19 protein-coding genes and 1 riboswitch are annotated in these 24,216 nt (G+C 73.5%); of the genes, 1 reads left to right on the top strand and 18 read right to left on the bottom strand.

Going from position 1 to position 24,216, the window contains the following annotated elements; translation table 11 throughout:
- Positions 1–4: 4 nt before the first annotated feature.
- The 7 genes from gatA to mnmA form a co-directional block, all read right to left on the bottom strand.
- Positions 5–1,507, bottom strand: coding sequence for an Asp-tRNA(Asn)/Glu-tRNA(Gln) amidotransferase subunit GatA (gene gatA / locus CLV63_RS13725; RefSeq protein WP_106583368.1), 1,503 nt, complete (start codon positions 1,505–1,507; stop codon positions 5–7).
- The gene (gene gatC / locus CLV63_RS13720; protein WP_106583367.1) at positions 1,507–1,806 is read right to left on the bottom strand and encodes an Asp-tRNA(Asn)/Glu-tRNA(Gln) amidotransferase subunit GatC; all 300 of its coding nucleotides are present in this window, start codon (positions 1,804–1,806) and stop codon (positions 1,507–1,509) included. The genes gatA and gatC overlap by 1 nt, the downstream gene beginning before the upstream one ends.
- 174 nt (positions 1,807–1,980) lie before the next feature.
- A complete protein-coding gene (locus CLV63_RS13715; protein WP_106583366.1) occupies positions 1,981–4,035 on the bottom strand; it encodes a putative bifunctional diguanylate cyclase/phosphodiesterase in 2,055 nt (684 codons plus the stop codon).
- Between the two features lie 382 nt (positions 4,036–4,417).
- A complete protein-coding gene (gene ligA, locus CLV63_RS13710; RefSeq protein WP_106583365.1) occupies positions 4,418–6,616 on the bottom strand; it encodes an NAD-dependent DNA ligase LigA in 2,199 nt (732 codons plus the stop codon).
- A 99-nt stretch (positions 6,617–6,715) separates the two neighbouring features.
- Complete coding sequence (locus tag CLV63_RS13705) at positions 6,716–7,738, bottom strand: methionine synthase (protein WP_106583409.1); 1,023 nt, start codon at positions 7,736–7,738, stop codon at positions 6,716–6,718.
- A gap of 115 nt (positions 7,739–7,853) precedes the next feature.
- Entirely contained in the window at positions 7,854–8,354 is a 501-nt protein-coding gene (locus CLV63_RS13700; protein WP_106583364.1) for a DedA family protein, read from the bottom strand.
- 106 nt (positions 8,355–8,460) lie between these two features.
- Positions 8,461–9,540, bottom strand: coding sequence for a tRNA 2-thiouridine(34) synthase MnmA (mnmA, locus tag CLV63_RS13695; protein ID WP_211301292.1), 1,080 nt, complete (start codon positions 9,538–9,540; stop codon positions 8,461–8,463).
- 166 nt (positions 9,541–9,706) lie between these two features.
- On the opposite strand from mnmA, the gene CLV63_RS13690 reads away from it, so the two are divergent.
- The gene (locus tag CLV63_RS13690; protein ID WP_106583363.1) at positions 9,707–10,891 is read left to right on the top strand and encodes a DUF695 domain-containing protein; all 1,185 of its coding nucleotides are present in this window, start codon (positions 9,707–9,709) and stop codon (positions 10,889–10,891) included.
- Between the two features lie 104 nt (positions 10,892–10,995).
- Here the strand turns inward: CLV63_RS13690 and CLV63_RS13685 are convergent, their stop codons facing one another.
- From CLV63_RS13685 to CLV63_RS13635, 11 genes are all read right to left on the bottom strand, one after another.
- Complete coding sequence (locus tag CLV63_RS13685; protein ID WP_106583362.1) at positions 10,996–12,165, bottom strand: cysteine desulfurase family protein; 1,170 nt, start codon at positions 12,163–12,165, stop codon at positions 10,996–10,998.
- 207 nt (positions 12,166–12,372) lie between these two features.
- Positions 12,373–13,317, bottom strand: a complete 945-nt coding sequence (locus CLV63_RS13680; protein ID WP_106583361.1) for an electron transfer flavoprotein subunit alpha/FixB family protein — start codon at positions 13,315–13,317, stop codon at positions 12,373–12,375.
- A 30-nt stretch (positions 13,318–13,347) separates the two neighbouring features.
- Positions 13,348–14,127 carry an electron transfer flavoprotein subunit beta/FixA family protein gene (locus CLV63_RS13675; protein ID WP_211301291.1) on the bottom strand — a complete coding sequence of 260 codons (780 nt, stop codon included), beginning with the start codon at positions 14,125–14,127 and terminating at the stop codon, positions 13,348–13,350.
- 271 nt (positions 14,128–14,398) lie between these two features.
- Positions 14,399–16,516: a protein kinase domain-containing protein gene (locus CLV63_RS13670; RefSeq protein WP_106583360.1), complete on the bottom strand. Its 2,118-nt coding sequence runs from the start codon at positions 16,514–16,516 to the stop codon at positions 14,399–14,401.
- A 420-nt stretch (positions 16,517–16,936) separates the two neighbouring features.
- Positions 16,937–17,473: a YbaK/EbsC family protein gene (locus tag CLV63_RS13665; protein WP_106583359.1), complete on the bottom strand. Its 537-nt coding sequence runs from the start codon at positions 17,471–17,473 to the stop codon at positions 16,937–16,939.
- Positions 17,474–17,478: 5 nt separating this feature from the next.
- On the bottom strand, positions 17,479–18,267 hold the full coding sequence (locus CLV63_RS13660; RefSeq protein ID WP_106583406.1) for an enoyl-CoA hydratase/isomerase family protein: 789 nt from the start codon (positions 18,265–18,267) through the stop codon (positions 17,479–17,481).
- A 78-nt stretch (positions 18,268–18,345) separates the two neighbouring features.
- Positions 18,346–20,163: a hypothetical protein gene (locus CLV63_RS13655; protein ID WP_106583358.1), complete on the bottom strand. Its 1,818-nt coding sequence runs from the start codon at positions 20,161–20,163 to the stop codon at positions 18,346–18,348.
- Between the two features lie 216 nt (positions 20,164–20,379).
- Positions 20,380–21,186, bottom strand: coding sequence for an energy-coupling factor transporter transmembrane component T family protein (locus CLV63_RS13650; protein ID WP_106583357.1), 807 nt, complete (start codon positions 21,184–21,186; stop codon positions 20,380–20,382).
- The gene (locus tag CLV63_RS13645) at positions 21,183–22,760 is read right to left on the bottom strand and encodes an ABC transporter ATP-binding protein (protein WP_245928790.1); all 1,578 of its coding nucleotides are present in this window, start codon (positions 22,758–22,760) and stop codon (positions 21,183–21,185) included. The genes CLV63_RS13650 and CLV63_RS13645 overlap by 4 nt, the downstream gene beginning before the upstream one ends.
- On the bottom strand, positions 22,757–23,353 hold the full coding sequence (locus CLV63_RS13640; RefSeq protein ID WP_106583355.1) for an ECF transporter S component: 597 nt from the start codon (positions 23,351–23,353) through the stop codon (positions 22,757–22,759). Before CLV63_RS13640 ends, CLV63_RS13645 begins: the two co-directional genes overlap by 4 nt.
- 6 nt (positions 23,354–23,359) lie before the next feature.
- A complete protein-coding gene (locus tag CLV63_RS13635; RefSeq protein WP_245928789.1) occupies positions 23,360–23,974 on the bottom strand; it encodes an ECF transporter S component in 615 nt (204 codons plus the stop codon).
- A 98-nt stretch (positions 23,975–24,072) separates the two neighbouring features.
- Positions 24,073–24,180: riboswitch (TPP riboswitch) on the bottom strand.
- Between the last annotated feature and the right edge of the window lie 36 nt (positions 24,181–24,216).

The following is a 24,216-nucleotide window of genomic DNA, read 5'->3' as shown; positions in this document are numbered from 1 at the left end:
TGCGCTACACCGCGTAGGCGCTCGTGCCGAGCAGCGGGCCGCCCCAGCGCTCGGCCAGCGCGGCCTCGACGGCGGCGCCCGCACGGTAGGTGCGGTCGTCGGCGAGCGCGGGGGCCATGATCTGCAAGCCCACCGGCAGGCCGTCCTCGGGCGCGAGCCCGCACGGCACCGAGAGCGCGGCGTTGCCGGCCAGGTTCGTGGGGATCGTGCAGAGGTCGGCGAGGTACATCGCCATGGGGTCGTCGGCGCGCTCGCCGATGGGGAACGCCGTGGTCGGCGTCGTGGGCGACACCAGCACGTCGACGTGCTCGAACGCGGCGTCGAAGTCGCGCTTGATGAGCGTGCGCACCTGCTGGGCCGAGCCGTAGTACGCGTCGTAGTAGCCGCTCGACAGCGCGTAGGTGCCCAGGATGATGCGGCGCTTGACCTCGGGGCCGAAGCCCTTGGCGCGGGTCAGCGACATGACCTCCTCGGCGCTGCGGGTGCCGTCGTCGCCCACCCGCAGGCCGTAGCGCATGGCGTCGAACCGCGCCAGGTTCGAGGACGCCTCGCTCGGCGCGATCAGGTAGTACGCCGCCAGCGCGCTGGTGAAGCTCGGGCAGGAGACCTCGACCACCTTCGCGCCCAGCGACTCCAGCAGCTCGACGGACTCCTGGAAGCGCTGGGTCACCCCCGGCTGGTAGCCCTCGCCGCCGAACTCCTTGACGACGCCGACGCGCAGGCCCTGCACGTCGGCGCGGCGGGCCGCCTCGACCACCCCGGGCACCGGGGCGTCGACGGAGGTGGAGTCGCGGGGGTCGTGCCCGGAGAAAGCCTCGTGCAGCAGCGCCGCGTCGAGCACGGTGCGGGCGAACGGCCCGGGGGTGTCGAGCGAGGACGCGAACGCGATGACGCCGTAGCGGGACGAGCCGCCGTAGGTGGGCTTCGCACCCACCAGGCCGGTGACCGCGGCGGGCTGGCGGATGGAACCGCCGGTGTCGGTGCCGGTGGCGAGGGGCGCCTCGAACGCCGCGACGGCGGCGGAGGACCCGCCGGAGGACCCGCCGGGCACCCGCGCGGTGTCCCACGGGTTGCGGGTCGCGCCGTAGGCGGAGTTCTCCGTGGACGAGCCCATGGCGAACTCGTCCATGTTGGTCTTGCCGAGGATGACCAGCCCGGCGTCGCGCAGCCGCGCGGTGACGGTGGCGTCGTAGGGCGGCTGCCAGCCTTCGAGGATCTTGGACGCCGCGGTGGTGGGCATGTCCTTGGTGCAGAACACGTCCTTGTGCGCGATGGGCACACCGGCCAGGGGGCCGAGGTCCTCGCCGTCGGCGCGGCGGCGGTCGGCCGTGCGCGCCTGCTCCAGCGCGCTGTCGCGGCCGACGTGCAGGAACGCGTTGATGTCGGGCTCGACGGCGTCGATGCGGTCGAGGTAGGCCCGCGTGGCGTCGACCGAGGAGGTCTCGCCCGCCGCGATGGCGGCGCCGAGCTCGGCGGCCGACAGCCGGATCAGGTCGTCGGACGCCATCAGTCCTCCTCCCCCAGGATCTGCGGGACCCGGAACCGCTGGTCCTGCACCGCGGGGGCGCCCGCCAGGGCGGCATCGGGGCCGAGGCCCGGCCGCGCCTCGTCGGGACGGTAGACGTTGGTCAGCGGCAGGGCGTGCGAGGTGGGCGGGATGTCGCCCTGGGCGACCTCCTGCACCTGGGCCACAGCGGAGATGATGTCGTCCAACTGTGCGGCGAGCTGGTCGAGCTCGTCCTCACGCAGCGCCAGCCGCGACAACCGGGCGAGGTGGGCCACCTCGTCGCGGGTGATGGCGGACATGAATGGGCACCGTTTTCTTCGTCTGGTCGGGACTACCGGATCCGGTCGAGCGGCGGATGCGGTCCCTGCAATCCTATGGCCGGTTCGGGAACGCCGTGGCGCGGCGACCGCGGAGACCCCGCAGCACGGCGCGGACCGCCGGGGCCGGGCCGGGCTCCTCGGTGGGGCGGGTGGTCAGCCGGTGCGTTCGCCGGTGGCGAGGTCGTCGGCGCGGCCGTGCTCGCGGAGCCAGGAGGTGGCGTCGGCGGAGTCGAGCGGCGGCGCGAAGAAGCGGCCCTGCGCCGCGTGGCAGCCGAGGGTGCGCAGGATGCCGGCGACCCGGGCGTTCTCGACGCCTTCGGCGACGGCGTACATGCCGAGGGTCTTCACGAGGTCGAGTGCCGACCCGACGATGGCCCTGCCGTCGGGGGCGTCGACCACCCGGTGGACGAAGGTCTGGTCGATCTTGATCTCCTTGACCGGCAGGCCGTGCAGCCGGGCGAGGGTGAAATAGCCGGTGCCGAAGTCGTCGAGGGACAGCGACACGCCGAGGTCGGAGAGGGCGAGGATGGTCGGGGTGATGGCGTCGGCCTCGGCCGCCATGACGCGTTCGCTGATCTCCAGACGCAGCGCGCGCGGTTCGACGGCGTGGCGGCGCAGGCCCGCCGCGACGATCTCGGGCAGCGTGGGGTCGAGGAGCTCGCGCGCCGAGAGGTTGACCGAGACGGGCACGGTGAACCCCGACGACCACCAGTCGGAGATCTGCGGCAGGGTCTGCTCGATGATCTCGTGGGTGAAGCTGCGCATCAAATACGACTGCTCGACGAGCGGCACGAACTCCTCGGGCGGGAGCACGCCCCGCTGCGGGTGCCGCCAGCGCACCAGCGCCTCCAACCCGACCACGCGCTGCTCCGCGAGCTCGACCTTGGGCTGGTAGAACATCTCCAGCTCGTCTTCGACAAGGGCGCGGCGCAGCTCGCTGAACAGGCTGAGCCGGGCCGTGGAGTTGCGGTCCTTGTGCGGCTCGTAGGACTCCACACCGGTGCGGTGCTCCTTGGCGACGTACATCGCGACGTCGGCCCGCTGCATCAGCAGCTCGAAGTCCGGTGCGTGGTTGGGGTACAGCGCGATGCCGACGCTGGCCTCCAGGTCGAAGTCCATGCCGTCGAGGCGCATGGGCTCGGCGAGGGAGACCCGCAGCCGGGCCGCGACCTCGCGCGCCGACGCGGCGTCGCGGACCTGCGGGAGCAGCACGGCGAACTCGTCGCCGCCGAGCCGCGCCACGAGGTCGCCGGGGCGCACGCTGTGCGTGAGGCGGTGCGCGACGGCTTGCAGCAGGCGGTCGCCGGTGGGGTGGCCGAGGGTGTCGTTGACCTCTTTGAAGCGGTCGAGGTCGAGCAGCAGCAGGCCCACCCGGTGCTTGTGCTCCTGGGCTTCGCTGAGCGCCTCCTGTGTGCGCAGGAACAGCAGCTTGCGGTTGGCGAGCCCGGTGAGTTCGTCGTGGTTCACCTGATGCTCGCGTTTCACCGACAGCGACGCCCCGGTGTAGAGCGCCGCGAGGGGGAACGCGAACAGCGGGACGAGCCACACCGAGTGGGTCATGGTGACGACCACCAGCGGCGCCAGGCTGAGCAGCACCAGGTTGACGAACAGCCGCTGCCCGATGTCCTTTCCGAGCATCCGGTGCAGCGGCGCGCGCTCGTGCATGGCGACGGCGCACTCGACCAGGACGAGGTTGGTGGCGAAGTACGCGGCCCCCGCCAGCGCGACGACGAGGAGCTCGACGGCGCCGGGCAGCCAGGCCGCGTTCTCGGCGAACGGCATGAGCAGCCGCAGCACGGCGTCGGCGACCCCGAAGCTGAGGGTGTACTGGGCGATGTTGAAGGCGCTGCGATGCACGGAGTGGCCGCGCACGACGCCCGAGACGGCGCTCGCGATCGCCTGGACCAGCGCCGCCACCGGGAGGCCGTAGAGCAGGACGAGCGCGAACGAGAACGGCAGCGAGGTGGGGTGGCCGTTGTCGTTGGGCGAGTGGAGGCTCGCGATGGGACGCAGCTCACCGATGATGACCATGCACAGCACGACCCAGATCAGCGGGCGCGCGCCGATCGCGGCGAGCTGGTCGGCGCCGGCCCAGACCAGGGAGACCACCAGGAGAACGCAGCCGGCGACCGTGGTGCTGGCGAGATACAGCCACAACGGCGTCCCGGCCCGGGGTCCCACATCCCGGGTGTTGTTGGGGTCCTTCATCGCGTCCTCGGGGTCGTCCAGAGCGCGCCCTCCGCCGCCGGCGGGTCCGTGCGGACCCGGGTACTCCGCCGTGCGGACGGCGCTCTCATGAGATTCGGTATGGCGCCGTACGGAAACCGGCGGCCGACGTTCCGGTCACCCCCATAACCGGAACGGATCCTCAGGCAATGCGAGGGCTGTAGCCAACAGCTTACGGGGTTTCGTCACCAGGTGTCGCCGAGCTGAGACTTTGGGTGATCTGTGGGTTGCCTGATACAAACGCCCGATTCGCCCAGAGTACTGCGTCAGGTAGCCCCGCGGTCGCAGATCGTAGACATCGGTCTTCGGCGCGTCAGCTGCGGCGCCGCCCGGTGGAACGTGGTGACCTCGCCGTTCGGCCGGATCACTCCTCCTCGGCGGTGAGCCGCAGCCCTATGGCCACTTCCGGCCCTTGCTCGAGGAGCACGGTGAAGCCCGCTTCGTCGAGGATCGGCACGCCGGCGGAAACGGCCTTGTCGTACTTCGTACCCGGGCTTTCGCCGACCACCACGAAACCGGTCTTCTTCGATACGGATCCGGTCACCTTGCCGCCGAGGTTCTGAATGGCCTCCTTCGCGCCGTCGCGGCTGTACTCCTCCAGCGAACCGGTGACGACCACGGTGACGCCTTCGAGCGGGCGCGGCCCGGTGTCGGCCCCCTCCTCCTCCATGCGGACCCCCGCGGCGCGCCACTTGGCGACGATCTCGCGGTGCCAGTCGACGGCGAACCACTCGATGACCGAGGCGGCGATGGTGGGGCCGATGCCCTCGACGGCGGCGAGCTCCTCCTCGCTCGCCGCGGCGATGGCCTCCATGGACCGGAACGACCGTGCGAGGTCCTCGGCGGCGCGCGGGCCGACGTGCCGGATCGACAGCGCCACCAGCACCCGCGACAGCGGTTTGGCCTTGGCCTTCTCCAGCTCCTCGAACAGCTTGTCGACGGTCTTCTTCGCGCCGCCCTCCTTGTTGGCGAAGAAGGTGACGACCTTGGGCTCGCCGGTCTTGGGGTCGCGCTTGGGCTCGGTGGTGTCGGGGTCGAGCACGTGGGTCTTGATGGGCAGCAGCTGGTCGCGCCGCAGGTCGAAGAGGTCGCCTTCGTCGTGGAGCGGGGGTTCGGCCGGTTCCAGCGGCTGGGTCAGCGCCGTGGCCGCGACGTAGCCCAGCGCCTCGATGTCGAGCGCCTTGCGGCCGGCGACGTAGAAGAGGCGCTCGCGCAGCTGCCCCGGGCAGGCGCGGGTGTTGGGGCAGCGCAGGTCGACGTCGCCCTCCTTCTGCCGCCCCAGCGGGGTCCGGCACTCGGGGCACCGCTCGGGCATCACGAACGCGCGCTCGGAGCCGTCGCGCTGCTCCAGCACCGGCCCGACGATCTCGGGGATGACGTCGCCGGCCTTGCGCAGCACGACGACGTCGCCGAGGAGGACGCCCTTGCGCTCGACCTCCTGGGCGTTGTGCAGCGTGGCGAACTCGACCTCGGACCCGGCCACCCGCACCGGCTCCATGACGCCGTAGGGGGTGACCCGCCCGGTACGCCCGACGTTGACGCGGATGTCGACCAGCCGGGTGGTGACCTCCTCGGGGGGGTACTTGTAGGCGATGGCCCAGCGCGGCGCCCGGCTGGTGGAGCCGAGGCGGCGCTGGATGGCGACGTCGTCGACCTTGACCACGACGCCGTCGATCTCGTACTCGGGGTCGTGGCGGTGCTCGGCGTAGTAGTCGATGTAGCCGTGGACCTCGGTGAGGGTCGGCAGCACCCTGGTGCGGTCGCTGACCGGCAGGCCCCACGCCTTCAGCAGGTCGTAGGCGTGCGACTGGTGGGTGAACCGGACGCCCTCGTGCGCGCCGACGCCGTGGCACAGCATCGCCAGCGGCCGCGACGCCGAGACGCGGGGATCCTTCTGGCGCAGCGAGCCGGCCGCCGCGTTGCGCGGGTTGGCGAAGGGCGGCTTGCCGTCGTCGGCGAGCCGGGCGTTCAGCTCCTCGAACGCGGCGCCCGGCAGGAACACCTCGCCGCGCACTTCGAGGAGGTCGGGGACCGGCTCGACGGAGTCGTCGAGCCGCGCCGGGACGGACTCGATGGTGCGGACGTTCAGCGTGATGTCCTCGCCGACCCTGCCGTCGCCGCGGGTGGCGGCCCGCACCAGCCGCCCCTTCTCGTACACGAGGTCGGCGGCGAGGCCGTCGATCTTCAGCTCGCACAGGTACGCCTCGACCGGCACCTCACCGGTGACACGGTGCTCCCACGCCGCCAGTTCGTCGGTGTGGAACGCGTTGTCGAGGCTCTGCATCCGCTCCAGGTGCTCGACCGCGGCGAAGTCGTTGCTGATGGGCGCGCCGACCTTCTGGGTGGGCGAGTCGGGCGTGCGGAGCTGGGGGTACTTCTCCTCCAGCGCGATCAACCCGCGCATGAGAGTGTCGTACTCGGCGTCGGCGATGACGGGTGTGCCCAGGTAGTAGCGGTAGCTGTGGTCGTCGAGGTCCTGGCTCAGTTCCGCGTGGCGCGCGCGCGTCGCCGCGGGCACCCCGTCGACGGTGCCGGCCGCTGCCGCCTGCGATTCCGCGTTCACCCTGTTGACCGTCCTTTCGCTGGGCGGATGGAGCAGTGGCGTCCCCGGGTCGTGTTTCTGAAGGCCGTTCCGGACCCGGAACCCCTCCCACAGCACTCCCTAACGCCGCGGTTCGTCGCGCAGCACCCGCGCCGCCGCCCGGCAGGCGGCGAGCGCCTCGCGGACATAGGCGGCCGAGGCCCCGGCGAGTCCGCACCGGGGCGTGATGACCACGGTGCCGGCGAGGTGCTCGGGGTCGAAGCCGATGCGGTGCCACATCTCGCGTACAGGGTCGACGTTAGCGGCCGGTGCCGACAGAACAGCGTCACTACCGGGGACGACACCCGCGAAAATGCCGATTCCGGCCTCCACCGCCGTGCCGATCGCCTCGTCGGCTGCGCGAGTCAGGAGTGTCGCGTCCAGGCTCACCGCCCGCGCCCCGCAGCGCCGCAGCAGGTCGATCGGGACCGCTTCGGCGCAGCAGTGGACCATGGGCAGCGCACCCGCCGCGTCGATCGCGCCGAACAGGGCCCGCAGCCGCTCCTCGACCGCCACCCGCTCCACGGCCCGCAGGGTGCCGTAGCCGCTGGCGGTGGGCACCCGGCCCGTCAGGACCGACGGCAGCGAGGGCTCGTCGACCTGCACCAGCAGTTGCGCGCCCGGGACCCGGGCGCGCAGGTCGGCCAGGTGCCCGCGGACCCCTTCGAGCTGCGACTCGCACAGGTCGGCGATCGCGCCGGGGTCGGCGACCAGGCGTTCGCCGCCGCGCAGCTCGATCGACGCCGCCAGCGTCCACGGCCCCGCCACCTGCACTTTCAGGGGACCGGTGTAGGCGTGCGCGCGGTCCTCCAGCGCGTCGAGGTCGTAGGACAGGAAGTCGGCGGCCCGGGTCAGGTCGCGGCCGGGCCGCTGCACCACCCGCCAGCCGGACGGCTGCACCTCGACCGGGAACTCCACCAGCAGCGCCGCACCGCGCCCGACGAGATCGGCGCCCGCGCCGCGTTCGGGCAGCTCGGGCAGGTGCGGGAGCTCGGGGAGCTCGCCGAACACGGTGCGGGCCATCTCGTCGGGGTCGTCGCCGGGACAGGACCCGACACCCGTCGCACTCGCCGCCGGCCAGGGGAATCTCTGCTGCTCACTCACGAGGACCAAATGTAGGGCACCCGAGCCCCCGCGCCCGATCGGCGGCATACCGCCCGGAACGTCGGCGGTCGGCGTGCCGCCGCCGACCGCCGGTGCCGGGCCGCGGCTGCGGGGGTCAGTGGGTGGAGGGGACCTGCTCGGCGGCGGGGTCGGCGGCGGCCTCGGACGCGCGGCGGCGGCGCCACCACAGGTAGCCGGCGACGCCCGCCACGGCGAGCAGCACCGCGGCGCCGACGAGGTACGGGGAGTGCAGGAACAGGTTCACCGCCGCGACCAGGCCCACACTGTAGATGGCGGCCCAGATGAGGGAGCCGAACGCCAGGGCGACGAGGTAGCGCGGCAGGCGCATGCGGGTGGCGCCCGCTGCGAGGTTGATGGCCGTTTGCAGGCCCCAGGTGAGGAACGAGAGGGTGACGGCCGGCGGGCCGAACCTGTTGACGAGGTTCTCGGCGCGGTGCAGCCGCGCGCCGAGCCGCCGGGCGAACTTGGACCGGTCGAGTCCGGCGCCGAGGCCCCTGCCGATCCAATAGGTGGCCTGGGCCCGCAGGAAGGCGACCCAGAACAGGGTGAGGTACACGATCCAGAGGGGCTGGCCCTTCAGGAACTCGTACTCCACCGCGCACCACCAGTCTGGACGAGGACGGCCGAACCGCCCGAACCAGAACTATGTTATGGCTACCCTAACTTCGGCGGTAGGCGGGTGGCGCTCGCACCCGCGTGCCTCACACCGCCGTCGCCGCACGGCGCGAGGTCGCCGCGATGGTCGCCGAGGCGAGGACGATGTCGTCGTCGTAGAGCACGGCGGCCTGGCCGGCGGCGACCCCGGTGGCGGGGGCGTCGAGCTCGATGACCAGCGCGCCGTCGCGCTCCCGCGCGCGGCAGGCGTGCACCTCGCCGTGCGCGCGGAGCTGCACGGTCGCCTCGAACGGCACGCTGCTCGGCGCGCGGCCGTTCCACACCGGGCGCTCGCCGATGATCTCGTCGACCTCGAGGGCGTCGCGCGGGCCGACCGTCACCGTGTTGTTCACCGGCTCGATCGACAGGACGTAGCGCCGGTCGACCGCCCCGCCGAGGTTCAGCCCCTTGCGCTGGCCGACCGTGTAGGCGTGGGCGCCGCTGTGGGTCCCGACCACCGCGCCGTCGGTGTCGACGATGGGGCCCTCCTCGCTGCCGAGGCGGCCGTTGAGGAAGCCGGCGGTGTCGCCGTCGGCGATGAAGCAGATGTCGTGGCTGTCGGGCTTCGCCGCCACCGCGAGGCCGCGGCGATCGGCCTCGGCGCGCACCTCGTCCTTGGTGCAGTCGCCCAGCGGGAACAGGGAGTGCGCCAGCTGCTCGCTGGTGAGCACCGCGAGCACGTACGACTGGTCCTTGGCGAGGTCGACGCTGCGCCGCAGCCGGCCGTCGAGCATCCGGACGTGGTGCCCGGTGGCGACGGCGTCGAAGCCCAGCGCGATGGCGCGGTCGAGCACGGCGGCGAACTTGATCTTCTCGTTGCAGCGCAGGCACGGGTTGGGGGTGCGCCCCGCGGCGTACTCGGCGACGAAGTCCTGCACGACCTCGCGGTCGAACTCCTCGGCCATGTCCCACACGTAGAACGGGATGCCGATGACGTCGGCCGCGCGGCGGGCGTCGCGGGAGTCCTCGACGGTGCAGCAGCCCCGCGCGCCGGTGCGGTAGGACTGCGGATTCTTGGACAGGGCCAGGTGGACGCCCGTGACATCGTGACCGGCTTCGGCCGCGCGCGCCGCCGCGACCGCTGAATCGACACCGCCCGACATGGCGGCGAGTACTCGCAAAGTCATAACCCGCCAAGCCTACGTGCCCCCGCGACCGGATCCCCACCCCGCGCCCGCCCGGGCAGGCCCGGGTCCGCAAGCGGGCGCGCGGCGGGCGCGGCGGCGCCGCGACGGCGTGCGACGGGCGCGGGTCGGCGGCGCGGGCCCCCTCGGGTTCTGCGAAAATCGAGGTATGGCTCTGTTCCGTCGCCGTCGATCCTCCGTACCCGACTCAGCCGTCGCAGTGGACGAATTCTGGTCCCACTGGCCCGACGTCCGAGCCGATCTCGCCGCGTCCATCGCCGACGGGACCCCCGTCTCCGAGGAGACCGCGCAGTTCGTCACCGAGCGGGTCCGGCGCCTGAGCCCCGCCCTGACCTGGGAGCTGTCCGAGGCCCCGCCGAGCGAGGAGCCGAGCGGCTTCGACGGGCTCGACACCGCGTCCGAGCAGTCCCTCCAGGACATGCTCGAATCGCTGGGCTCCGCCGACAGCATCGACGACCTCGGCATCGGCGGGACGGCGCCCACCTGCGCGCTCATCCTCAGCGCCGGGTCCGACGACGAGGCCAGGATCGTCGCCGAGCGCTGGAAGCGTGCCGCGCCCGACGATCCCGGCTGGCGGTTCTTCGCGGCCCGCCCGGCCGACCCCGCACAGCTGTCCAAGCCGCTGACATGGGACGGCCACGAGCTCGACCTGTCGCACGTGTCGGTGTCGCTGCGGGTCAACCAGCAGCTCGCCACCATCGAGGCCGGCGTCTACCACCCCGACTTCATGTTCCTGCCCGACGACGCCCGCCAGGGTGTCGCCGAGCGCGTGGTGCTGCTCGCGCTCGGCGAGGACGACTACGTGCGCTGGATCGGATCCGTCGCGCCGCTCGCCGAGAAGCCGCTCGACCCGCTGCCGCCCACCTCGCTGCCGACCGTCGTGCACCAGCTCTCCGGCGCGCTCGGCAGCGGCGGCTGGGTGACGCTCCAGGGGCGCATCCCGCTGCGCGGCTCCGTGCAGATCTCCGTCCGCCACCCGCTGCACCGCCGCGACTTCCCCGCGTTCACGCTGTACGTCCACGTGTCCGTCGGCTACACGAGCACCGACCAGGACAAGCAGCCGGCCGACCCGTCGGCGGCGGCGCTGGAGGAGTACACGGCGACCCTGCGCGATATCGCCGCCGACAACGGTGCGCTGTTCGCCCACCAGACCGCCGGGGGCCAGCGCCGGTACCACTTCTACCTCGACCCCGACTCCGGAGTCCTGCCCGCGTTCGAGCAGGCGGCCCGTACGTGGTCGGAGAGCAAGGTGCAGGTCAGCAGCACGCTCGACCCGCAGTGGGACACCATCAACCAGATCCTCAAGCCCATCCGCCGCCAGCTCGGCGGCTGAGGGACCGCGGCAGCCCCCGCGGGTCCGCCGACAGGTCCGCACCGCGGGGCCGGCCGCCGCGCGGCGCCCGGCACCGCAGGGCCACCCCGTCCGGGGGCCGCGGGTCAGCGGCGGTGGTCGAGCGCCGCCCTCGCCCGCTGCACCGCGGGCCCGATCGCGTCGGCGAGTTCCGCGATGTCGGCGTGCGTCGAGCCGTGGCCCAGGGAGAACCGCAGCGAGCCGCGGGCCGCTTCGGGCGGGCAGCCCATCGCCAGGAGCACGTGGCTCGCCTGCGAGACCCCCGCGGAGCAGGCCGACCCGGTCGAGCACTCGATGCCGCGGGCGTCGAGCAGCATCAGCAGCGCGTCGCCCTCGCAGCCGGGGAAGGTCAGGTTGGCGATGCCGGGCAGCCGCTGATCCGGGTGCCCGTTCACGACGACGTCGGGGACCGCGGCGCTGACGGCGTCGACCAGGTCGGCCCGCAGTGCGCGCAGCCGGGCCGCGTGGTCGACCCGCTCCCCTACCGCCGACCGCACCGCGGTGGCGAAGCCGCGCAGCAGCGGGGTCGTCAGCGTGCCCGAGCGGACCTCGCGCTCCTGGCCCCCGCCGTGCAGCACGGGGACGGGGTCGACGCCCCGGGCGAGCAGCAGCGCGCCCGCGCCGACCGGCCCGCCCACCTTGTGCCCGGTGAGGGTGAGGGCGGCGACCCCCGCCCCGGCGAAGTCGACGGGTTCGGCACCCACGGCCTGCACCGCGTCGGTGTGGAACGGGATCCCGTGGTCGCCCGCGATCGCGGCGAGCTCGGCGATCGGCTGCACCGTGCCGACCTCGTTGTTGGCCCATTGGACCGACACCAGGGCGACGTCGGCGGGGTCGCGCTCGATCGCCGCGCGCAGGGTCTCGGGCCGCACCTGCCCGCTGGGGTCGACCGGCAGTTCCTCGTAGACCGCGCCCTGGTGGTCGGCGAGCCAGCGGGCGGGGTCGAGAACGGCGTGGTGCTCGGCGGCGCCCACCAGGATGCGGCGGCGGGCGGGATCGGCGGCACTGCGCGCCCAGTACAGCCCTTTGACGGCGAGGTTGTCGGCCTCGGTGCCGCCGCTGGTGAACACCACTTCATTGGGGGTGCAGCCGAGCGACTCGGCGATCGCCTCCCTGGCCTCCTCGACCACGCGGCGCGCGCCGCGGCCGGCGCCGTGCAGGGACGAGGCGTTGCCGAGCCGGCCGAACTCCTCGGTGAGGACGTCGAGGACAGCGGGACGCAGAGGGGTCGTTGCTGCGTGATCGAAATACACCATGGCGAGTGGCAAGTCTACGGTGCACGTCCCCCACCCGCCCCCGCGACCGGGCCCCCGCGGGGAAAGCCGGTTGCTGCCGCCCTCGCGGGCAGAGCCGGTGGCTGCCACGCCCGCGGGGGGACACACTCGCGCGCGTCGCGGCATCGGCACACCGGCGGCCTCCCGCCTGGTGTGGCCGGGAGGCCGCCGGGGTGTGCCGTGCGGGTGCTACCGGCGCTTGGCGATCTCCTCGGTCAGCTGCGGGGCGACCTTGTGGAGGTCGCCCACCACCGCGAAGTCGGAGATCTCCAGCAGCGGAGCCTCGGGGTCCTTGTTGACCGCGACGATGGTCTTCGAGGTCTGCATACCGGCCCGGTGCTGGATGGCGCCCGAGATGCCGAGGGCGATGTACAGGTTCGGCGAGACGGTCTTGCCGGTCTGGCCCACCTGGAACTGGTTCGGGTACCAGCCGGAGTCGACGGCCGCGCGGGACGCGCCCACGGCGGCGCCCAGCGAGTCGGCCAGCGCCTCGACAACGGAGAAGTCCTCCGAGCCGACACCGCGCCCGCCGGAGACCACGATCGCGGCCTCGGCGAGTTCGGGGCGGTCGCCCTTCGCCTGCGCGACCCGCTCGACGACCTTCGCCGCCTTGGCGTCGTCGGAGATCTGCACCGACACCGCCTCCTCCGCCGCGGCGCCCTCGGCCGGCTCGGCCGAGACCGAGTTGGGGCGCACCGCGATGACCGGGACGCCGGCCGCGACCTTGGCGTGGGTGAGCGTCGAACCGCCGAAGACCGAATGCTCGGCGACGAGTTCGCCGTCGATGCCGACGACGTCGGTGAGCACGCCGGATCCCAGCTTGACCGCCGTGCGGCCGGCGATCTCCTTGCCCTCGGTGCTCGCCGAGACCAGGATCGCGGCCGCGCCCTTCTCCTGGGCCAGCGACGCCAGCAGCTCGGCCTTCGGGGCGACGACGTAGTCGTCGAACTCCGCCGGGGCGACGTAGACCTTCGCGGCGCCGTATTCGGCGAGCCGCTCCTTGCCTGCTGCGGCGCCGTCGCCGACCCACACCGCGGCGGGCTCGCCGATGCGGCGCGCGGCGGTCAGCAGCTCCGCGGTGACCTTCTTGACGTCTCCGTCGACATGGTCGACGAGGACGAGGACCTCAGCCATGATTTCCCATCCCTCTTTCTCGTCGGCCGACTACACGAACTTCTTCTCGGCGAGGAACTCGGCGATCTGCGCGCCCCCGCCGCCTTCGTCCTTCACGATCACACCGGCGGCGCGCGGCGGCGCCGCGGCGAAGTCGACGGTGGTGGTGGTCGCGTTGGCGAGGCCCACCTTCGCGGCGTCGATCCCGGCACCGGCGAGGTCGAGCTTGGTGACCGGCTTCTTCTTCGCCTGCATGATCAGCTTGAACGACGGGTAGCGCGGCTCGTTGATCTTCTCGACCACCGAGACGACCGCGGGGAGCGCCGCCTCGACGACGTCGTAGCCGTAGTCGGTCTGCCGCTGGATCTTGATGGCGCCGCCGTCGACGTCGACCTTGCCGGCGAGGGTGAGCTGCGGCAGGCCGAGGTACTCGGCGAGCGCGGCACCCACGACGCCGGTGCGGGCGTCGGTGGACTCCGAACCCATGACCACGATGTCGAACTCCAGCGTGCGCAGCGCCTGGGCCAGCGCGTACGCGGTCTGGAGGGCGTCAGAGCCGTGCAGCGCGTCGTCGTTGAGGTGCACGGCCTTGTCGGCACCCATGGACAGCGCCTTGCGGATGGAGTCGGTGGCCTTGTCGGGGCCCATTGTCAGCACGGTGACCTCGCCGCCGTGCTTCTCCTTCAGCTGGAGTGCCTCTTCGATGGCGTACTCGCACAGCTCGTTGATGACGCCGTCGGACGCTTCGCGGTCGAGCGTGTTGTCCGCGGCCCGGAGCTTGCGCTCGGTCGCCGTGTCCGGAACCTGCTTGACCAGTACGACAATATTCATGGCCGGTGGCCGACCTCCCTGCACTCCCATGCGCCCCCCGGTCGGACGGCGCGGACGCGGTCGCGCCCGTGGTCACCAAGGGTGCCAAACACGCGGTTGCGGTATGGCGCCGGGTCCGGCTTCCCATCGCGCCGGTCCCGCGTCCCTCGTTCCTGAACCCGATGTTACTGGCCGGTACGAGGAAAGCGGAACACCTCCCCCGCGGCGGCGCGGACGCGCCCGCCCGGTCGCCCCGACGCACGCGGTGCGACGGGGGCGCGGGAGCCGCCGGTCAGCCGAACCACTCGTTGGGCTGCGGGATCGGCACGAAGAGGCCGCCCCCGGTGCTGCCGATGCTGAACCCGAAGACGATCATGAACAGCGCGATCAGCCCGACGGCCACCATGCTGCCGATGTAGACGTAGACGTTGCGGATGCCGACGCGCCGGGTCAGCCAGACCGACTGCCGCCGCACCCCGGGCGGGAAGAACAGCGCGCCGAGGGACGCGGCGAACATCCCGTAGGTGCCGATGCTCACAGCCGACGCGACACCCATGACCACGGTGATGACACTGCCCGCGAGCAGCCCCACGACCAGGAAGCCGAGGGAGACGACCAGGGTGCTGCCCGCGTTGCGCACCAGCGCCCACGGCATGCTGAGCGCGACCACCATGCTGTCGGAGCCGCGCGGGCCGCGGGTCTGGAGGCGGCGGGCGTGCTCGCCCTTCACCTTGTCGAGCGCGCCGAGGATCGAGGACGCGAGCAGTGCCACGAGGAAGCCGATGACGGGCAGCATCATGGTCAGCCCGGCCAGGATCAGCGCCAGCGGGACCAGGATCAGCGACGGGAAGCGGCGCGGCTCGGATTCGTCGTACTCCTCCTCGCCGTCGTTGCCGAAGTAGTCGCCCAGGCCGTCGCTGCGGCCGCGGCTGGAGTTGCGGCCGAACCCGAACCGGCCGAGCAGCCCCTTGCGCTCGCCGTCGTCCTCGTCGTCGCCCTGGAAGGTGGCGGTGTGGTCGGCCCTGCGGCCTTTGCGCTCCTGCTCGACCGGGGTGAGGATGTCCTCGAAGTCCTCGGGCCGCAGCGTGGAGTTGTAGTACATGGTGTGCTGCATCCGGTCCTGCGGCGACTCTTCGGGCTCGTCGTAGTCGGTGGACCGGTCGGGGTACCCGGAGTCGCCGCCGGGCAGCAGCCCGGTGCGCTGGGGGTCATCGGGCGACGCCGCCATGGTGCGGTCGACCTCGCCGCCCGCCATGGTGCGGTCGGCGGGTGCGGACCCGGCGGCCATGGTGCGGTCGGCCGGAGCCGAACCGGACGCCATGGTGCGGTCGTCGCGCCGTTCGCGCGGGGCGGGGGAGTCGCCGCGGGTCGCAGCGTCGCCGTAGGTCGCCGCGCCCGCGAGCCCGCCGGCCGCCGCGCCGGCGCCCGCCGCGGCCGCCCACGAGCCGAGGGTCTCGGCCGCGCCGCGCCCGCCGGAGGGCCCCGACGGCGCGCCCTCGGAACGCTGCGGATCGACGGCGCCCTGCACGGTGTGCTTGCCGGTCATACCGGTGCCGCCCTGGTAGGCCGCGCCCTCGGCCCAGGGCAGGTCGAGGTTGAGGCGGCCGGTCTCGGAGAGCAGTTCGGCGGACGTGGGCCGGGCGCGCATGTCGCGCGAGACGGCCCGCTGCACCAGGGGTTGCAGCGCCTCGTGCATGCCGTCGAGCTTGATCTCGCCGTTCAGGATGCGGAAGAAGATGACCTCGAACGCGCCCGCGCCGTAGGGCGGGCTGCCGGTCGCCGCGAACGCGACCGTGGCGCCCCAGGCGTGCACATCGGTGGACGGCCCCAGGTCGGTGCCCTCGATGACCTCGGGCGACAGGTAGCTCGGGGTGCCGACGAAGGTGCCGGTCTGGGTGAGCTTCGCGCCGTCGACGGCGTGCGCGATGCCGAAGTCGATGACGATCGGGTTGCCGTTGGAGATGATGACGTTGCCCGGCTTGAGGTCGCGGTGGATGACCCCCGCGGCGTGGATGTCGTCGATGGCCTGGGCCAGGCCCGACACCAGCCGGGTCAGGGCGCGGCCCCGCAGCGGCCCGTGGTCGGTGACCGTGGACTCCAGTGTGGGGCCGGGGATGTACTCGGTGACCACCCAGGGCCGGGGCGCAGCGGTGTCGGCGTCGATGACCTCGGCGACATTGCGGCTGTGGACCCGGCGCATGGTCTCGACCTCGCGCGCCAGCCGGGCACGCGCGATCTCGTCGCCGGCGACCTCCGGACGGAGCACCTTGACGGCGACCGGATTGTTCTGGGGGTCTACGGCTTGGTACACAACGCCCATACCGCCCTGGCCGATCTTCCGGCGGATCGTGTACGGACCGATGCGTTCCGGCAGCCCCTCGCCATCGGGGAAACCTGCCGTCATTGCCATAGCGAACTCATCCCCTCGAATACCCCACATACCACCTTGTTCAGGTTATCGGTGGATCGGCCCGCGGTACGAAAATCCGCTCCGCTTCTCACGACCCTCCTCCGGTGCCGCAACCACCCGGCCCTGCCTGTGCCGGGGACCAACGCCGACCCGCGCGCTCGGCCCGCGGCCCCGGCCGACGGTGCACGGCGCCGTGCGGCCAACACGAGTATGACGCAAAAATCGACACGCCCGGTTCCCAACGCCGGGCAAAGTGTCAGCCTGCGCAGACCAATTTCCGAGCGTGCACGATCCGCTGCTCGGACGCCAGACCGCCCGCCGGGGACCCGGGAGAGACAGGGGTGGCCCCCGAGACCCGGCCCAGGGTCGGCTCAGGGGCGGTCGGCGCGGCGCGCCGACCGCCCCTGGCGGCAGGACCCCTTATCGCGCCAGGTCGGCGACCGTCTCCGCGCCGGGAAGCTCCGCGACCGTGTGCCCGGGCAGGACGATTTTGGACCCGCGGAGTCCACTGCCGATCACGACGTGCGGCTGCTCGATCACAGCGGAGTCGACCAGAACCGGCCAATCGGCGGGCAGTCCGACGGGTGTGATGCCGCCGTACTCCATCCCGGTGGCGCGCACGGCGTCCTCCTGCGGCGCGAACGACGCCTTGCGCGCCTCCAGCCGCTTGCGCACCACCCCGTTCACGTCGGCGCGCGTGGTGGCCAGCACCACGCACGCCGCGTAGCGGACCTCCCCCGCGCGCTTGGCGGCGACGATGACGCAGTTGGCGGAGGCCGCCAGCGGGATGCCGTACTCGGCGCTGCACGCGGCGGTGTCGGCGAGCCCGGGGGCGATGGGCGCCACCAGGACCTCGCCGAGCGGCGTGGGCGCCTTCCACTCCGCCAGCGCCGCCGCGACCGGCTCGCCGAGAAGGGCGGGACTGCCGGCGGCGGGAACGGTGCGCAACCCCCACATGGCGCTCACTCCCCCGTGAACCGGGCCTTGCCCGGCCCCTGCTCGACGAAGCTGCGCATGCCGGTCTTCTGGTCCTCGGTGGCGAACAGGGCGGAGAACTGCACCCGCTCGATCTCCAGCCCGGTCGCGAGGTCGACCTCCAGCCCGGCGTCGACGGACTGCTTCGCCGCGCGCAGCGCGACCGCGGGCCCGTCGGCGTAGCGTGCGGCGAGCGCCGCCGCGGCCGCGTACACCTCGGCTGCGGGGACCACGTGGTCGACCAGGCCGATCCGCAGCGCCTCCGCCGCGTCGGCGTGCCTGCCGGTGAAGATGAGGTCCTTCGCCTTCGCCGGGCCGATGAGGCGCGGCAGGCGCTGCGTCCCGCCCGCCCCGGGGATGACGCCCAACTGGATCTCGGGCTGGCCGATGCGGGCGTCCTCTGCGGCGACCCGGAAGTCGGCGCACAGCGCGAGCTCGCAGCCGCCGCCCAGCGCGTAGCCGGTGATGGCGGCGACCACCGGCTTGGGGATCCGCGCGACAGCGGTGAAGGACTCCTGGAGCCCCCGGGAGTGCGCGCTCATGGCCGCGTAGGTCATGTCCGCCATCTCCTTGATGTCGGCTCCGGCGGCGAACACCCGCTCGCCGCCGTAGAGGACCACCGCGCGCACGGTGTCGTCGGCGGAGACGCGCAGCGCCGCCTCGTGGATCTCCGCCTGCACCTGCGCGTTCAACGCGTTCATCTTGGGCCGGTCGAGCCGGATGACCGCGACGGACGGCTGGTCCGGGTCGGTCTCCACACGCACGAATTCGCCCACCGTCAGCACCTCTCGCTCGGGAACCGGGTCATCCGATTGCCTATCACGCCGGGCCCGGTGCCGGGCGCCGGAGGCGCGTCAGCCGCCCGTGCCGAAGACCGTCATCGGCTCGCCGTCGGGGCCGGTGGCGGCGAGTTCGACGGCGGCGCCGGGGCGGTCGCCGTCCTTCGGCCCGGCGATGGCGAGCGTCTGGCCCTCCTCCTCTCCGTCGGCGCCGCCGGAGGCGCGGATCACCAGCGCGTCGCGGGAGGCGGCCGCGACGTAGTGCCAGCGGCCGGAATCGGCCCGCCACCAGGTGCCCCCGGCGATCCGGCGGCCGAGGTTGCTGCAATCCCACCCGTTGTCACGGGTCCCGACGTCGACGGCCTCGGTACCGTCGCCGGTGGTGGCGAGCAGCGTCATCCGGGCGCGCCCGTCGCCGTCGGCGTAGCCGAGCCGCGTGCACACCCACCGGGCCCTGCCGCCGCCCGGCAGCTCGCCCTCTGCGAACTCCCACGCGGTGGCGGTCTCGACCGACTCGTCGGGGATCCCCGTTCGGCAGCCGATCTTCGACCACAGCTGGAACGACGCCTCGTCCGTCAGCTCGTGCGGGCCGAGGCGGCGGATCTCGGCCGGGGGCGGCGGCATTGCGCCGATGTGCGCTGTGGCGAAGGAGCCGGTGTCGACCGCCGTGTAGGGCTGACCGTGGGCGACGCCGGGGGCGCGCAGCCGCAGCACGGAGTCGACGGCGCACTTGGCCCCTCCGTTGGGCCGGACCGGTTCGGTCACCCCGCCCTCGGTCGCCAGTTCCGCCCAGTCGGGTGCGCTGTCGGCGAGTTCGGCGGTGGCGGCCGAGGTCACCCACGGCGGCAGCAGGTAGCGGACGCCGTCGGCCCCTTCGGTGAGGCGCAGCGCGGGCCAGTTCGCGGCGCCCGCGCCGGGCGCCGGGTGGATGTCGGCCCGCCGCGTGTCCCCGCGCTCGATGTAGCGGACCACCCGCGGCTCCTCGTACAGCACCACCACGTCGGAGCCGTCGACCTCCCCGGCGAACAGGAGGTGCGGCTCCCCCATCGGCGGGGCGTCGGACGCCCCGCCGTGGGCGCGGGACGCCGGGGCGTCGCCCCATGCCTTCAGCGCGCGGCGGACGAGGGCGTCGTCGCCGCGCAGGCCGCCGCGCGCGTTCCACGCGCCGAGGTCCAGCCGGAACCGCTCGCGCCAGGTCCCGGCGGGGACGCTCCGCGCGTCGGTCGCGCCGTCGGCGCGCGCGGCCGGCGCCGCGTCGAACCCGCCGCCGTAGCGGCCCACGACCAGGAGCGCCCCGGCGCACAGCACCAGGGCCGCGCCGGCGGCGGCGACCCGGCGGCCCCGGTGGGCGGTCGTCGGCCGCGCGTAGACCCGGACGATGGTCGGGTCGAACGGGGGGCGGTCGAGCAGCCGCTCCTGGTGCTCCTTGCTCATCTCCAGGCGCCGCCCGAGCGCGGCGGCCTCGGTGATGGCGGTCGCGGGCTCGCCGACGCCGCACTCCACGAGGAGGTCGCGCACCACCGACGGTTCGAGCCGTTCGAGGAAGGCCAGCGCGTAGGCGGCCCGCGTCTCGGGCGCCAGCTCATCGAGCGCGCCGAAGAGGGCTACGTCGTCGCCGAAGCCGATGGCGGGCAGCATCCGGACCCAGGACGGCCGGCTGCGTACGCGCCGCCGGGGGCTGAGGGCGCGGCGCAGCACGGTCAACCGCACTTCGGCGTAGGCGCTCTCGGAGAGCTCGGCCTCCCTCCCGGGCAGCGCTTCGGCGACAACGCGGTGCGCCTGGTAGAGGCGCTGCTGGTCGCGCCGCGACCCGGGCAGCACCAGGTAGGCGATGCGCACGAGCGATCGGTAGGCGCCCAGCAGCCCGGGCGGGATGACTCTGGTCTCGAACACGCCGTACTCCAACGAACGGTCTTGGCGGTACCGAGGGCGGCGGGCGGCGGCGCGCCGCCCACTCCGACCCGAAGGGACTCTGTGCGATCGCACGATCCCTGTCCGTAGCGGTCGTTCAGGAGCGTAGAGGTCGCGACACGCCCGTGAAGGGCGAACCACGAGAGTCGTCCGATATCTGTGGAACATCCGGAGTTCCGGTGTTCTCAGGCGCGGGGGTCAGGAGAACAGCATCTGCCAGGTGCCGGCGGCGATGCCGAGGGCGTGCGCGGCGCACAGCAGCACCGCGGTGCCGACGAGGAACCAGGTGTCGGCCGCCCGCCATGCGCTGACGCGCGCGTGGCTGCGCTCGCCGGTGCCGAACCCCCGCGCGTCCATCGCCATGGCCAGCATGGTGCCGGTCCGGATCGAGCGCACCAGCAGGGCGAACGCCTTTCCGGCGAAGATCGCCACCGCTGCGGCCGGGTTGCGGCCCGCCTCCATGCCGCGGGCGCGACGGGCGAGGGTGAGCATCCGCCATTGCGCCGCGAGCAGCGGAATGAGCCGCAGCGCCGCGAGCACGCCCATGGCGGGCCGCTCGGGCAGCCGCAGGCGCTGGACGAGAGCGTCGGCGAGGTCGGTGGGGTCGCTGGTCATGGCGACCAGCACCCCGGGCAGCGCGATGGCCATGAGCCGCACGGCCGCGCCGACCGCGAGCAGCGGCCCCCCGTCGCCGAAGAGCCAGTTCACCACGCCGATGGAGGCGCCCATGAGCAGGAACGGCCCACCCACCAGGAGCAGGACGCGGGCGCGGACCCCGCTGAAGGGCAGCAGGGCGAGCCCGGCGGCGAGGACCACCGCGCTGCCCACCGGGTCGAGCACGGGCAGCAGCGCGATGGTGGTGATGACGGCGGCGAGGACCTTTGCCGCGGGGTTGGTCCGCGCCAGGAAGGCGCGGGCCGGCGGCGCGGCGGCGGGGCCGCCGGGCCGCGCCTCGGCGCCGTGCGGGGTGCCGTGCGCCGGGCGGGTGCCGGGGGACGCGCTCATCGCCGGTCCGCCTTCCGTGCGGGCGCGGCGCCGGTCCGCGCCGCGGTGTCGGGGACGGCCACCCGGCCCTGGTCGATGCGCAGTTCCGTGTCGGTGAACCGGCGCAGCAGCAGGGAGTCGTGGGTGGCCATGACGATCGCCCGCCCCTGTTCGCGCAGCACGGCGAGCAGTTCGACCAGTTCGGTCCAGGTCGTGGTGTCCTGGCCGAACGTCGGCTCGTCCAGCAGGAGGACGTCGGGCGCGTGCGCGGGCCCCGAACTGAGGGCGGTGGCAACGGACAGCCGCCGCTTCTCGCCCCCGGACAGCGTGAACGGGTGGACGTCGGCGAGCGCGGTCAGCCGGAGCCGTTCGAGCAGCTCGTCCACCCACGACTCGATGTCGGGCCCCGCCATCCCCGCCCTCAGCGGGGCGTAACGCAGTTCGTCGCGCACGGTCGGCGTGACGAACTGGTCCTCGGCGTGCTGGAACACGGTCCCCACGTGCCGGGCGAGGCGCCGCGCCTGCCACCGCCACAGGGGGCGCCCGCTCACCTCGGCGAGAGGGCCGCACGGCAGCACGGTGCCGCTGTCGGGGCGGGCCAGCCCGGCCAGCAGCATCAGCAGTGTGGACTTGCCGGAGCCGTTGCGGCCGGTGAGCGCGGTCGCCGTGCCCGCGGCGACGGCGGCGGTCGCGCCGGTGAGGACGGGGTGCCGCGGGCCGGCCGCGGCGCCCAGCTCCACCGGGGTCCGCGTGCGGCACTCCCGCGCCTCGATGAGCACCGGGCCGCCGGGACCGGGCGGCACCTCGGGGTCCGGTGCGCGGTCGGGCAGCCACACGCCCTGCGCCGCGAGCCGCGCGCCGTGCGCGGCGAAGACGTGGCCGGGCGCGCCGTCGGCGAGGACACCGCCGCCGGGCGCCAGCACGATCACCCGGTCGACCAGGTCCACCACATCGGCGACGCGGTGCTCGACCAGGACGAGGGTCGCCTCGGTCCGGGCGGCGGTGCGGGCGAGCAGGTCGCGGACGAGCAGCGCGCCCTCGGGGTCGAGGTTGGCGGTGGGCTCGTCCAGCAGCAGCAGGCGCGGGCCCATGGCGAGGACCCCCGCGATCACCAGGCGCTGCTTCTCGCCGCCGGACAGCGCGGCGGTGGAGCGGTCGGCGCCGTAGGGGAAGCCGACCTCCGCCAGCGCCTCGTGGACGCGCGGCCAGATGCGCTCGCGCGGAACGGCGAGGTTCTCCAGGCCGAATGCCGCGTCGTCGCCCGCGCGCGCCATGACCAGCTGGGTCTCGGGGTCCTGACTGACCAGACCGACGCGGCCGGGGCGGCGCGCCGCCGGTTCGCCGTCGACGAGCATGCCGCCCTGCTGCTCCCCGGCGATGGAGTTGTCGTCGCCGGTGAGCCCGGCCAGGGCGTGCAGGAGGGTGCTCTTTCCGGCGCCCGACGCGCCGAGCAGCAGCACGCGTTCGCCCGGCTCGATCGCGAACGTCACGCCGCGCAGCGCCCAGGAGTCGCGTCCGGCGTGCCGCCAGCCCCAGTCGGTCAGCGCGACCGCCGCGCCGCCGCCCTTCGGCACCGCCGCCCGATCCCCGCTCACCGGGCGCCGCCCGGCGCGGTCCGGAATGAGGCGAGCGCGCCGGTCCTGGTCAGCGCCTTGTGCAGCAGGACGCTGCCGCCCCCGGCGAGCACGGCCCCGCTCACGGCGGTGAGCGCGCCGAAGGCCAGCATGAAGGAGAGCGGCCAGGTGGGGTAGGCGGTGACGAGCGTGTAGAGCGTGGTGGTCGCGCCGGCGCAGACCCCTGCCGCCATCGCGGCGCCGGTGCCCCAGCGCCGGTACCCGGTGGCGGCGAACACGGCCTCGGCGCCGGCGCCCTGCGCGAAGCCGAGCAGGATGATCGCCATGCCGCCGACGGAGCCCAGCAGCACCGAGACCACGGCCGCAGCCACCTCGCAGAACAGGGCGGCGCCCGGCCTGCGGGCGATGAGGCCGCCCAGGACGGCGGGCAGCAGCCACACGCCGGTCATGACGGCCTGCGAGGGCGGGAACACGGCGAACACGCCGCTCACCGCGGCGAACGTGAGGTTCCAGATCCAGAACACCAGGCCGAACACCGCGCCGACGGTCGCGAGGACGACGATGTCGACGGTGCGCCAGCGCAGGCGGGACGGCGGGCGGTCATGCGTCGCCACGGCGCCTCAGCCCTTCGCCGACGGGAAGGCCGAGAGGGCGCCCGCACGGGCCAGGGCGCTGGTCAGCAGGCGCCCGCCGACGCCGCCGATGACCGCCGCGCTCAGCACCACGGCGGCCGTCCACGCCGCCTGGAACGGCGTCGTCCAGGTCGGGTAGTACAGCACCAGGTCGGTCACTGCCGCGGCGAGACCGGACGCGGCCCCCGCCAGGGCCGCCACCGCGATGCCCCAGCGGCGGTAGCGCCACGCGCCGAACACCAGTTCCGCCGCCGCGCCCTGGAGCACCGAGGCCAGCAGCACCTGCATGCCCCAGCTCGAACCGAGGAACATGGACACGGTCCCCGCCGCGATGGCGGTGAGCAGCCCCGCTCCGGGCTTGCGGATGACGAGGGCGCCCAGCACCCCCGGGAGCAGCCACACGCCGTAGAGCACCCCGCGGGCCGGCGGGAAGAACAGGAACGCCGCCTCGACGGTGTTCCACAGCAGTCCCCAGAAGAAGAACAGGACGCCGATGGCGACGCCCAGCACGGCGGCGACCATGATGTCGACGGTGCGCCAGCGGAACGTCCTGGCGGCGCCGCTGCGCGGTTGTGCGGACGGGTCGTCGGATCTGGTGTTCACGGTGGTTCCTTCGCGTCGCAGCGAGAAGGAGCGACTACAACCAAGAGCATCCGAACCCGGTCGCCGGGCATGCTCGCACGCCCGACGGCGGTGTCCGGAGGACGAGTCCTACGACTTCCTTCGCTGGTATTACCCAGATCAGGTGTGTAAGGGTCTGCGGCGGGTGACCGCACTCTCAGCGCCGGGGCGCTCCCCTGTCGGTTTCCCCTCCATTATGCGGTGCCGTCAAGCGCCGCGGTCAA

The sequence above is a fragment of the Murinocardiopsis flavida genome, from assembly GCF_003014485.1.
Taxonomy (GTDB): Bacteria; Actinomycetota; Actinomycetes; order Streptosporangiales; family Streptosporangiaceae; genus Murinocardiopsis; species Murinocardiopsis flavida.
This window is presented reverse-complemented; position numbering and strand designations above follow the sequence as displayed.

Excerpts from the sequence above, each read along its gene's own strand:
- gatA (WP_106583368.1), bottom strand. The coding sequence starts at position 1,507 with ATGGCGTCCGACGACCTGATCCGGCTGTCGGCCGCCGAGCTCGGCGCC.
- gatC (WP_106583367.1), bottom strand. The coding sequence starts at position 1,806 with ATGTCCGCCATCACCCGCGACGAGGTGGCCCACCTCGCCCGGTTGTCG.
- CLV63_RS13715 (WP_106583366.1), bottom strand. The coding sequence starts at position 4,035 with ATGAAGGACCCCAACAACACCCGGGATGTGGGACCCCGGGCCGGGACG.
- mnmA (WP_211301292.1), bottom strand. The coding sequence starts at position 9,540 with ATGACTTTGCGAGTACTCGCCGCCATGTCGGGCGGTGTCGATTCAGCG.
- CLV63_RS13690 (WP_106583363.1), top strand. The coding sequence starts at position 9,707 with ATGGCTCTGTTCCGTCGCCGTCGATCCTCCGTACCCGACTCAGCCGTC.
- CLV63_RS13685 (WP_106583362.1), bottom strand. The coding sequence starts at position 12,165 with ATGGTGTATTTCGATCACGCAGCAACGACCCCTCTGCGTCCCGCTGTC.
- CLV63_RS13680 (WP_106583361.1), bottom strand. The coding sequence starts at position 13,317 with ATGGCTGAGGTCCTCGTCCTCGTCGACCATGTCGACGGAGACGTCAAG.
- CLV63_RS13675 (WP_211301291.1), bottom strand. The coding sequence starts at position 14,127 with ATGAATATTGTCGTACTGGTCAAGCAGGTTCCGGACACGGCGACCGAG.
- CLV63_RS13670 (WP_106583360.1), bottom strand. The coding sequence starts at position 16,516 with ATGGCAATGACGGCAGGTTTCCCCGATGGCGAGGGGCTGCCGGAACGC.
- CLV63_RS13665 (WP_106583359.1), bottom strand. The coding sequence starts at position 17,473 with ATGTGGGGGTTGCGCACCGTTCCCGCCGCCGGCAGTCCCGCCCTTCTC.
- CLV63_RS13650 (WP_106583357.1), bottom strand. The coding sequence starts at position 21,186 with ATGAGCGCGTCCCCCGGCACCCGCCCGGCGCACGGCACCCCGCACGGC.